General features: G+C 40.1%; 3 protein-coding genes and 2 pseudogenes. 3 read left to right on the forward strand and 2 right to left on the reverse strand.

Annotation, left to right across the window (positions count from 1 at the left end):
• The 3 genes and pseudogenes from ACFFHT_RS10985 to ACFFHT_RS05505 all read left to right on the forward strand — a co-directional run.
• A pseudogene (locus ACFFHT_RS10985) lies at nt 1–185 on the forward strand (hypothetical protein); the annotation flags it as partial.
• Nucleotides 166–417 (forward strand): annotated as a pseudogene (locus ACFFHT_RS10990) (transposase); the annotation flags it as partial. The pseudogenes ACFFHT_RS10985 and ACFFHT_RS10990, both read left to right, overlap by 20 nt.
• A 373-nt stretch (nt 418–790) precedes the next feature.
• Nucleotides 791–10444, forward strand: a complete 9654-nt coding sequence (locus ACFFHT_RS05505) for a YadA-like family protein (protein ID WP_382374221.1) — start codon at nt 791–793, stop codon at nt 10442–10444.
• Between the two features lie 394 nt (nt 10445–10838).
• Here ACFFHT_RS05505 and ACFFHT_RS05510 read toward each other — a convergent pair whose 3' ends face one another.
• Nucleotides 10839–11633 (reverse strand): alpha/beta hydrolase, encoded by a 795-nt coding sequence (locus tag ACFFHT_RS05510; protein WP_382374310.1) that lies wholly within the window; start codon nt 11631–11633, stop codon nt 10839–10841.
• Nucleotides 11634–11677: 44 nt separating this feature from the next.
• Nucleotides 11678–12532 (reverse strand): 16S rRNA (cytidine(1402)-2'-O)-methyltransferase, encoded by an 855-nt coding sequence (gene rsmI / locus ACFFHT_RS05515; RefSeq protein ID WP_382374223.1) that lies wholly within the window; start codon nt 12530–12532, stop codon nt 11678–11680.
• Between the last annotated feature and the right edge of the window lie 115 nt (nt 12533–12647).

A 12647-nucleotide genomic window follows, 5' to 3' on the forward strand; every position in this document is an offset into this window, starting at 1 on the left:
TGTCAAGAATGGGACCAAGAAAAAGCGAGGAAAAGGCAAACTTCGTCCAAGAATTAAGAGTGCAGTATCCGTTAACCCTGTTGTTAATCTATGCGCAATTAGCCAGAAGTACGTTCTTTTATCATATAATGCAACAATCCAAGCAAGCAGATAAAGATACCTCCTTATCAACAGTTATTAGCTGAGCATCATATTGTGCAGAGTATGTCGAGGAAAGGAAATTGTATAGATAATGCTGCAATGGAAAGTTTCTTTGGTCGGATGAAAGTGGAATGTTTTTATGGGAAAACCTTCGAAAGCATTGAGGAACTGGAATCTGTTATCAAAGAATATGTTCGTTATTATAATGAGGAAAGAATACAATTAAAATTAAATGGACTGAGTCCTGTTCAATACAGAATTCAGTCCTTAAAATAGGCGTCCAACTTTTCGGGGTCAGATCAGAGGTATGCTCTTCGTATTATTTCATTTACAAGACAACAAACCTATCGCAAACATAGATACCAAGGAAATGACAGCCGAGGACAAAATTGTAACAGAAACGCTATAGAATACTGTTCAGAACAAGCCAATCAAAGGCAACGTTTAGGCGATTATGAAGGTGATACAAATGCTTGGCAAAAACATCAAGATGCATTGTAGTTAAAAGTTGAATCTACCTATTTACATGGTTTTATGGTGCTGTTAGAATCCCGCCCTTATCCTGATAAAAAAGCAAAAATATTTAATTTATTTAACAAAGCTTACTTAGTAACTAAACATTTTCATAGTAATAATATAGGGAAATAAAATGAATCATATTTTTAAAGTTATTTTTGATAAAACACGCGGTATTTTTGTTGCCGTTTCTGAATTAACTAAAAATCATACTAAAGAGAAGTCAGAACTGATAACCCGGCATAGGGGGGGGGTAGTGAGAACGTTTACGCTAACTAATGCTTCAGCGGGAGTGCTAGCTGGGCTAGGGGTATTAAGTGCATTCGTAATCTCGCTAGAAGCAAAAGCAGGGCTCGATATACGAGCAGCTTATAATGCTATTGCGTCTTTGGATTGTAGTAATCGAGAACTATATGGCGTGGATTTAGCACCAACAGCAACAGCAAATTCCATTAATGAAAATACTGGCTGTCCGACACAATACTCAGTGACTATTGGATATGGTGCTATTTCGCAGAGTTCTGGAGGCACTGCAGTTGGGTATATGTCAGAAACAAATGGAGAGAACTCAACTGCACTAGGGCGTGCAGCAAGAGCTGGAACTGTAAAGGAAACATCACGAAAAAATGTTTCAATTGTAGCACGCCAAGCCACAGCTGTTGGTTATAACTCGCTAGCTTTTGGGAATAATTCAGTGGCAGTGGGAACCTATGTAGGGGCAAACTTAAATGGGATTGTGGTGGGGAATAATACCTATGCACAAGGTGTCAGCTCAATTGCGATTGGTGGGGCAGATTTAGTATCTGGCATCAGTAATTCTGAATTTGGTGATAAATTACCAAATTCAACCATCCAATCTTTATTTGCACCATTATGGAATGAAACGACAGGTTTCTTTTCGCCAAGTTCGGTAAATAATGGGGTAGGAAATAGTTCAAATGGGTTTGCAAACCTTTACGGAGGATCTGATGATACCAATGAGCGCCGTATTAAATCACCAACCTATGCTCGTGGAAATGGGGCAATTGCAATTGGTACGCGAGCTTTAGCTGGGGGAGATGTGTCAACAGCGTTAGGTCCGCTTTCTTTTGCGTTAGCAAATCGCTCTACAGCTGTTGGGATACGCTCGTTTGTTGAAACTGGTGCAATTGGGGGAACAGCGATTGGTGAGCAATCACGTGTTTTCTCATCAAATGCGGTATCAATTGGGAACTTAACGGAAGCGACCAATGCTAATACTGTTGCTTATGGTTATAAAGCCTATGCGGTGGGTGAAAACTCAATGGCAATAGGGAATCAGGTCGTTGCTGGAGGATCTGTAGAAAATGGGGGGACATTCATTAATGCTTATGTTAATGGTGATAATGCAGTAAATATGGCAGATAATGATTTTGCCGATGTGCGAGCGGCGGTAAAAAACTATTTCATTGCACAAGAAAATAATAGATTGACTAGGAGAACTGGGGATACTTACTTAACCATTGGTGACTTAGATATCAAAAAATCAGAAGAAGTGGGTAAAAATGTTATTGTTCTAGGGAATAGTTCAGCTGCTTTAAAAGATAACAGTATCTCCATCGGTTATAGCTCATTAATTGATGCGAATAACTCTTTAAATATTGGTTCTTATAACTATATTAGAGCTAACTCTAATAACTCGATTATCTTTGGTTTAAATAATCGAATTATCAGTGGAGCTGGTTACGAAAATAATATCGCAATTGGTTTGGATAATATCATTAGTAGTGCCGTTAAAGATAGTATGACAATTGGAAGAACTAATTATATTGGTCAGAATATCAGCGATACTGTGGTGTTTGGTTCTAAGGTGTCTCTGCAAAATGGGTCTAATCGTACTTTTGCCATGGGGAAAGATGTGGCGATAGGTTATGATACCGTGGCTCGTGATAATAATAAAGCTATTAGTAACCTTTCTGGCGGAAGTGGGGCTAGTGATGTGATTGCCTTCGGAAGTTATTCAGAAGTATTTTCAGGTTCTAGTAACTCCATTGCGTTAGGAACTCGAGCAACTATTTCAAATAATTCTCCTTTTGCAACTGCAATCGGTAGTAGTGCACGTGCAAGTGCAAATTCTGCAATGGCAATAGGTGTGGGAGCTATTGCCTCAATTCGGAATTCTATTGCATTAGGGGTGAACTCGGTGACGGATTATACAGAATTTGCATTAGAAGGATGGATGCCCAATAAAGAGGATGCTATTTATAGCGTTAGTTCTAATTCAACTGGGATAATTTCGGTAGGTAAAAAAGGAGCTGAGCGTCGAATTACTAATGTAGCAGCTGGTGCATTAGATACGGATGCAGTGAATGTGTCACAACTTAAATCAGTTTATGCAGATATGATCGCAGCTGATTTTATGAGTAATAAGACCCAACGTGCCTTACATTATCTATCGGTTAGTAATAGCGGAGCGAGTTCTAAATTAGCAAAAGAATTAGAACAACAGGAAAATTATAATGATTATGTCAATAAGAAAGCTCAATACCTTACTTATGTTGCTCGTAAAGAAAAAAATAATGAGGCATTTAGTCAAACTTCATTAGACAAAATGAAAAGTTATTTAGAGCAGATAGAGACGAGCAATGCAAGTTTTGCATCTTTAGCAAGCAAACTTAGTCAGATTCAAACGGATGGTATGAGCCAATATAGCGATTTCAGTGCAGCAGTAGCGGCAATTAATGCTGCCAAAACGACTGATAGTGGGCAAAAAGTACTAACAACGATCAGTGAAAATGATATTGCAGCCTCTAACTATCAAAACAATACCGCTTTAGCAGAAGATAGTATCGCTATTGGCTATAAAGCTTCGGTCAAAGATACGGCGACAGGCGGTATAGCGATAGGAACTGAATCTCAAGTTGATCTAAGGAATAGTATTGCTATTGGTCATACAGCTCAAGTTAAAGTCGGCCCAGAGGGCAGCATTGCACTAGGTTTTGGCTCACAAACTGCCGCACTTAATGGTTCACAAGTTAGTGATTATGTGATTACTGGGAAAACGGAAGTAGCTGGTTTCAATGCAAACAATCCAGTCTTATCTATTGGTAATGCGACTGTTAATCGTCAAATTCAACACGTTGCACCAGGGGTACTTTCTGAATCATCAACTGATGCAGTCAACGGTTCACAACTTTATTTCACCAATCAAGCAATTGCAAATCTTGAGAGTAAGCTATCAGGTAATAGTATAAATCCTCCTTCGGACGGTGGCTCGTCTAGCAGCTCAGATGCTGCATCATCTTTGCAATTCACAGATGATAAAGACACAGATAGTTTAACGGTAGCACTAGCCAACCAAAAATTAAAAATAGCAGGTACGAAAGATCAAATCGAAACTGTGGGTAAAGATCAAACGTTAACAATTAAGTTAGCTGAAACGGTTACCAAGAAGTTAGATAAAATTGATACAAATGGCGAAGAATCTTTAACAGCGTTATTGGCGAAGAAAGCAAATCTTGATGCGTCTAACCTTAAAGACGGAGGTACGGATGAGACTAACTATCTCACTAAATGGCGTAATCAGTTAGGCGGAATAACTTTTAATGGCGACACTGGTTCAACGAAGAAAAAGTTAGGCTCAACCCTCAAGATCTATGGGGCATCTGATACAGAAACTGCTGAATCTGGCTTTACTAAGGGTAATATCAAGGTTATTGGCGGAGAAAATGGTTTATTTATCCAATTAGCACAGAATCTCCAAGGTCTAGGCGATATTCAAATCAATACCTTAAAATTAGGTACAAGTGATAATGCACCAACGCTTACTGCGGATAGCGGTAATATCAGAGTGAGTAATGGGGCGAAAATTACTAATCTAACTGATGGTACAGATTTAAGCGATGCGGCAACTGTTGGACAGCTTAAGCTAGACTTTGTAACAGATTCAACGGAAGCGAAAGCAGGTAAAGTTAACTTAGTTAAAGAGAAGTTAAGTATTAAAGGTGCTTCTGGTTTCATTACCACAGCAAATTCAAAAGATGGTCAAGAAATAACAATTGATCTTGCTCAGGATCTTAAAGATAAACTTGAAAAATTAAATACTCCGCAAGGAGAGCAAGGTGCTAGTGGTATCATTAAGGGTACTTTGGGTGATAAAGGCACAGATGCTGATGAAGCACGTAAAGCGGTAGCTGGCGATGCTAAAGACGGTAAAGGCGGTCTATTGGCGCAAAACACTGGCTTGAATAACGCTGCAACTGTTGGCGATCTCCAAACTGTGGCTAAAGCAGGCTTAAGTTTTGCGGATAATGCAGGTACGGAAGTTCATCGTCCATTAGGCACACAATTGAATATTGTTGGTAAATTAAATACTGATAAAACAGCAGGCGATACCACCGTTAAGGCAGATGATTACGCAAGCGATAATCTCGCTACCTTTGCTGATGCAACCAATAACTTAATCCGTATTGCGATGTTGAAGAACCCAACATTCACTGGGGTAACATTAGATAATGGTAATACTGATGACACCGCAGCAAAAGTTACTCTTACCCCATCTAAAGCAACAGATGGCGATAATAAAGGCAAGACTGTTCTTAACCTTTCTAATGGTGAGACAGTAGGAGATGATGGTAAAGGTGACGATGTGGTAATTACTGGCGTAGCTGCTGGTAAGACAAATGACTCTGTGGTGAACCTTGGTCAATTAAACGATCTTGCTGCTAAAGTGGGTACTGAACCTGTCAATGGTATTGATGGTAAAGATGGTAAAGATGGCATAGTTAGCACCACTGACGGTAAAGGCGTTCCAGGTACAAATGGTAACGATGGTAAACAAGGTCCAGCTGGTAAAGATGGCTTAAACGGCACTACTGTGGTGAACAAAGTTCAAGCACTACGTGATGGCGTGGCGGGTACGGTGGTTTATACCGAAGCTGATGGTAGCCGTGTTCTTGCTGAAAATGGTAGTTACTATAAAGCTGCTCTTGTAGATGGCATGGAAAAAGCTAATGACGGTTTATGGTATGCCGAAAACGATGTTGATGAAGATGGTAATGTGATTAACGCATCTGCTGAAGGTAAGACGCTCAAAGATCTTGCTACAGCAGATCAAAATAAGATTGTTGCAGCAAAAGACGTTATCCTCTCTGCGGTCAATGCGGATGGTACTACTAACCTACCAAGCACTTTAGCAAACGTGAAGAGTGGTTTAGGCTTAACTGGTAAGGCGGATAATTCTGATGCAGGCGATGATACAGCTGATAAAACAGCCTTGACAACACCTGAGGCAATCAGTGCTGATGCAGCTCAAAAAGTGATTGCTGGCGATACCAAAAATGGTAAAGGCGGTTTATTGGCTAAAGCAGGTGCTGACTTGAACAAAGCAGCAAATCTTGGTGATTTACAAGCGGTTGCTCAAGCTGGTCTAGATTTCACTGGTTCAATTGATGCGTCAACTGCTGGCGATAAAGGCACAACTGTACATCGTCCATTAGGTACTGCATTGAATATTATTGGTGCGAAAGATACTAATGAAGGTTTAGGTGGTAAAGAAGCTTACTCTGCACAAAACTTAACAACATTAGTCGATGCTGAGAATAATCAAATCCAAATTGCGATGAAGAAAGCCCCTGAGTTTGAGTCTATCACCCTTAAAGCAGAGGGTGCGACAAATGGTGTGCAAGTAACGCCTAATGTGAATGGCGATAAACTCACCTTTGCTAATACAACAACCACAGCAGGTTCGGATACCAAGGTCGTTCTCTCAGGCTTAAAAGACGATTCAACAGATGGAACTTCTGCGGTAACTCGTGCAGCCTTTGATCAATTAGCTAGCACAATCGGCGGCAATGGCAGCAATGGTGCAGCAGGTACACCAGGTATTGGTGGAGTGAATGGTACTAACGGTACTCAAGGTCCTGCTGGCAGAGATGGTCTTGATGGTAGATCGTTAACGGATCAAGTATTTGCACAACGTGAAGGAGTTTCTGGCAATATGGTTTACACCAATAAAGATGGTGATCGTTTAGTGAAGATCGATGGCGGATACTACAAGAAAGATGCATTTGATGGTTATACGTTAGCGAACGATGGTAAATGGTATGCGAAAGAAGATGTCAATGCAGATGGTTCCCTAATAGAGAATCCGACTAGCCAAGCTAAATCACTTACAGAACTTGCTGCTGAAGTAGCAAAAACTGATGGCAATAAAGTTGAAAGTAAAGATGTGGTGATTTCTGCGGTTAATACGAACGGTAGTACCAAAGATGCAATGGTCTTAGCGAATGTGGATAGCACCTTGAAACCAGCTGATACCACCGCAGACAATGCTCGTAAAGCGGTAGCTGGAGATAACAAAGACGGTACAGGCGGTATCTATAGCTTAACTGATGCAGAGCTTAAACACGCTGCTTCAATGAAAGACCTTCAAACTGTGGCTCAAGCTGGCTTAGAATTTGCTGGCAACAACGGCGACGCAGTACATCGTCCATTAGGTACACAATTGAATATTGTGGGTAAATTAAATGCTACTGAAACAGCAGGCGATACCACCGTTAAGGCAGATGATTACGCAAGCGATAATCTCGCTACCTTTGCTGATGCAACCAATAACTTAATCCGTATTGCGATTAAGAAAACCCCAACCTTTGAGGGTATTGTGTTGGATGGTCAAAATGGAAAAGATGGCTTTATCGGTGTAAATGAAAACGGTGAAGTGGTTGTTATCAATGGGGTTGATGGTAAGAATGGTGTTGATGGCCTAGACGGTAAAGATGGTTCTAAGATTATTACTGCAAAAGACCTTACTGGTGAGAACGCCACTATCAAACTTGCTTATGCAACTACTGATGGTAAGGGGTATTCAAAAGATAATAGCGAAGTTAAATCTAGCACGGTTAAACTTGATGAAGGGTTACATTTCAACAATGGTACCAATACCACAGCTGAAATTGGCGAAAATGGTATCGTGAAATATAACCTCAAGAGTGAATTAGCAGGCATTACCTCAATTGAAGGTGAAACTGAAGCAGGTAAAACAGCCGCTAAAATCACTTTGGGAAAACCTGTAGCGACAGGAGAGACCCCAACCATCAATGTAAATAAGGCACGTTTAACTGATGTTGCAGCAGCGCAAGATGATAATGATGCAGTCAATAAAGCACAATTAGATGCGTTGGCAGCAAAAGTTGGTGTTGGCACTAAGCCTATCAACGGTATTGATGGTGCGGCTGGTAAAGATGGTACAAGCAAGATCGGTGATCGTGGTGTTCCAGGAACAAATGCTAGCAATGGATTACAAGGTCCAGCAGGTAAAGATGGTCTTAACGGCACAACACTTGTTAATAAAGTCCAAGCCTTGCGTGATGGTACTGCGGGTTCATCGGTTTATACGAACGCAGAGACTGGCGAACGTGTTTTAGTCGAAAATGGCGAATATTACACAATCAATACAGTAGATGGTAAAGTCAAAGCTAACGATGGTCTCTGGTATGATAAAAATGATGTTGATAGCAAAACTGGTGAAGCGAAATCAGGTACAACAGGTCAAACGCTAGCACAGCTTGCGGGTGATGATGAGACTAAACATCTTACCAAAGATAAAGTGGCAGTGTCTGCGGTAAGTCCAGACGGTACAACCACTAACCCAACTACATTAGCAAATATCAAGGGTAACCTTGGCGACAAAGGGTTAGTAAGCGATGATGCTGCTAAGAAAGCTGCTGTTGATGCTTATAACGATGGTAAGGCAGAAGCTGATAAAGCGACTAGCTATGATGATTTAGTTGCTAAATTAACCGCTGCAGAAACAGAAGGTGATGATGCGGCTAAAGCAGCAGCGGCTAAAGCGAAAGCTGATCAACTTGTGGCGGATGCTAAAGTTAAGTTGATGACAACAAAAGATAGCGATACAGCACAAGCATTAGCAACAGCAGCTCGTGAAGCAGTTGCAGGTGCAAATAAAGATGGTAAAGGCGGTCTATTGGCACAAACCACTGGCTTGAATAACGCTGCAACTGTTGGCGATCTCCAAACTGTGGCTCAAGCTGGCTTAAGTTTTGCGGATAATGCAGGTACAGAAGTTCATCGTCCATTAGGTACACAACTTAATATTGTGGGTAAATTAAATGCTGCTGGAACAGCAGGTGATACCACCGTTAATGAAGATGCTTACGCAAGCGATAATCTCGCTACCTTTGCTGATGCAACCAATAACTTAATCCGTATTGCGATTAAGAACACCCCAACCTTTGAGGGTATTGTGCTTGATGGTAAGGGTGCTGATGGTAAAGATGGCTATATCGGTGTGGACGCTGACGGTAACGTTGTTGTGAAGAACGGTATCAATGGTACTGATGGAACAGGCGGTACTAATGGTGCTTCTCGTGTGATTACCGAAGCTGATATCAACGGTACTGGTGGTGTAAGTGTTAATCTTACTTACAGTGTAAATAAGGGTAATACTGGAACTACTTCGTTGAATAAGGGGCTAAATTTTGTTGATGGTACTAATACCACAGCTTCTATCGATAAAGATGGTAATATCAAGTATGACCTTAATGATACGTTGACGGGTATTACTTCTGTTGGTGGTAAAGATGGTCAAGGTAAGATTACATTTGGTGATAACAATACTATCAACGTAGGTGGTGCAAGAATCACTAATGTAGGTGCACCTACTGAGAACAGTGATGCAGCGAATAAAGGCTATGTAGATACCGAAGTAGCGAATAAAGTAACAACAGTAACAAATGAGCTTACTAATAAAGGCTTGAAGTTCTCTGCAAATGGCGAAGAAGGTACAACCGTTAAACTTGGCGATACTGTAAACGTAAATGCAGGAGCGAATACAAAAGTTACCACTACTAAGCCTAAGGACGGCGTATTTAGCTATACTATTGAAGTTAAAGGTATTCCGATGACTTATGTGGATAGAGAAGGTAAGCCATTAGTTCAAGTCGGTGATGATTTCTATCACTTGACAGCGAATGGTGCAGTTGACTTTACTACTAACGTTAAACCAGCTGGCATTAAGGCAGTAAAAGATCCAAGTAAGCTAAATAATGAAGCGGTTGCTGATGATAACTTAGCGACAGTTGAAGTAGCTGATGCAGATCTTACTGATTCAAAACAAGCAAAAGCAGCGGTAAATGCTGGGCAAGTGGCCGACTTAATTGGCAAAGATGCTATTAAGAAAGACAGCAACGGTAACACTAAAGTGGATATTGGTGGTACAGGTAAATCCAGTATCAGTGATGCTGTAGCTCAAGTGAAAGCAGATGCAGTAAAATCTAAAACAAAGATTGCTGCAGGTGATAATATTGAAGTGACTGATGCCATCAATAGTGACGGTAGCACAACTTATACTGTGAAGATGAAAAATAATCCTGAGTTCACTGAGTTGAAAGTGGGCAATGTGAAGATGACTTCATCAACAGATAATGATGGTATTAATGTATTAAATGTTGGTGATGTACAAAATCCTACCCGAATTTCAGGTGTTGCGAATGGCGTAAATCCAAACGATGCGGTAAATGTTAGTCAGCTTCAATCATTGGGTAACCACTTATCGAATCGTATTGAGAATGTTAACCGTAATGCGAATGCTGGTACTGCAAGTGCAATGGCAACCGCTGGCTTGCCTCAACCGATAGAAGCAGGACGTAGTGTAGTTGCTGTTGCTGGTAGTAGCTATGCTGGTGAAAATGCTCTGGCATTGGGGGTTTCAAAAGTTTCAGATAATGGTAAGATTATCTTAAAACTTTCTGGAAACTCAAATAGCCGTGGTAAGGTTGGTGTAACAGCTGGTGTTGCTTATCAGTGGTAATAGAGATAAACCTCAGTAAGTCGTTTTAATACGACAATAAACCAAAACCGAGTGAGAAGAAATTTTCACTCGGTTTTTTTGTGGATAAATTTAGGAAAATATTAAGCAAACCATTTCACAAACAACACAATCCCAATAATAGCGACTAAGGTTTGGCGAGTAATAATGCTGGTTATTAAAGGTAAATTTCCATCTAACTGGCACCTCTGCATTTATTTGTACGTGTCAGTTTTCATTTTTGCCAAATGTCTAATCTTTCCCAATTATCAATTATTCCAAAATCAGTGAGTGATACAGCATGATTTACGGGAGTAGGAAAATCATTTATTAAAGCTTGAAAACGCTGTCCCTAAGATGAATTTGGGTAAATAACTTTAATCCATGCTTCATAATTTTAATTTGAGATCAAAGCAAACCTTAAAAACTCCACAAAATGATCCGCCCAATGTTTTTCGTGGTGGATTTCGTTTGCCATTAAACGTAGGCAGATATTGTCTAGTGAGTGTCCTGTACGAATTAAGGTTTGATAATAGTGTAACGTACAATCAATATAGGCTTGATTCATATTGGAAATAAATTGTGCATCGGCATCATCACCTTCTTTAGTACCAACGTGAATAAAGACCTTACTAGCTTGATCAATGGGGTGTTGATGAATAAAGTCGAGAAAGGCAGATTCACTAAACCATGATGCTAAGGAAAAGACGCCTAAATGCCCAAAAATGTGTGGATAAGCCGATCCCATATAAGCGGTAATAATTCCACCCATTGAACTGCCTGCTAATAAGGTATGTTCTCGTTCTGGTAAGGTGCGATAGTGTTGATCAATAAAAGGTTTTACAACTTCGACCACCCATTGCCCATATTCCATACCTAAACCGCCGATATTCCGCATTTCTGCTGAACCGACATCTGTTTGCCAAGGGGCATACTCATCTAAACGAGCTTCTCCAGCATTATCAATACCGACGACAATCATTTGCGGTAGTTCTTTATCGTGTTTGATAGTGGGAATAATCTTCCACGAATAGCCAGAATAAGACTCTTTACTATAAAAAATATTCTGTCCATCGTGCATATATAGTACGGGATAGCGTTGCCATTGCTGTTGATGATAATTTTTGGGCAGAAGAACACGCACACGACGCATATGATCAAAATATGGCACATAAAAATGATGTTCTTGCATTTCAAGGTAATGATGACGATACACGATAATTCCTTTTGCGGTAATTAATGTTCAGATGTGAAATGCTCTAGACCATACTGATAGAGGGCATTCTTTTTATAACCATATATTTCGGCTACGATCGCAGCTGCTTTTTTCAGTGGTAATTCTTGGCTAATCAAGCGTAAACTTAGCAGAGCTTGTTCGCTAAAATCCGATTTATCAGATTCAGGTGCCCCTTCAACAACTAAAACAATTTCTCCTTTACAACGATTAGCATCTTGTTTTAACCAGTCAATTAATTCCACTAAACGGTTACCATAGATAGTTTCCCAGGTTTTGGTTAATTCTCTTGCCATGACAAGATAGCGATCTTCACCAAAGATCAATAGCATATCTTGTAGTGTGTCTAAAATTCGATGAGTGGATTCATAAAAAATCAGTGTTCGAGATTCTTGGCGTAACTCGGATAAGCGATCTCGGCGAGCTTTGCTTTTGGCTGGTAAAAAGCCTTCAAAACAGAAGCGATTAGAGGCAATTCCTGCTGTAGAAAGTGCTGTAATAGCAGCACAACAACCAGGAATAGGAACAACTTTAATATCGGCTTGGCGGCAAGCTCGTACAAGATGAAACCCAGGATCACTGATTAATGGTGTACCTGCATCAGAGATTAAGGCAATATTGGTACCTTGTTGTAATTTTTCGATTAATACAGTGGCTTTCTGTTGCTCGTTATGATCATGTAATGCGAATAATGGTTTTTTGATTGCATAATGATTAAGCAGTAAACCACTATGCCGTGTGTCTTCTGCTGCAATAAGATCAACTTGGGTTAAAATATCCAACGCACGTTGGCTAATATCATTTAAATTTCCGATTGGTGTAGCAACAATATACAATGTGCCAAATAAATTGCTCATAATTAAGTCTTTTATTTGCTTTTAAACTAATAGATAAGTAAGATTTTACAGGTACTCAACCTAAGGTTGAGCGGTTTTATTTTGTCATGATAGTTCAAATTATCATAGGGATGAA

It is taken from the genome of Gallibacterium melopsittaci, assembly GCF_042433085.1.
Lineage (GTDB): Bacteria > Pseudomonadota > Gammaproteobacteria > Enterobacterales > Pasteurellaceae > Gallibacterium > Gallibacterium melopsittaci.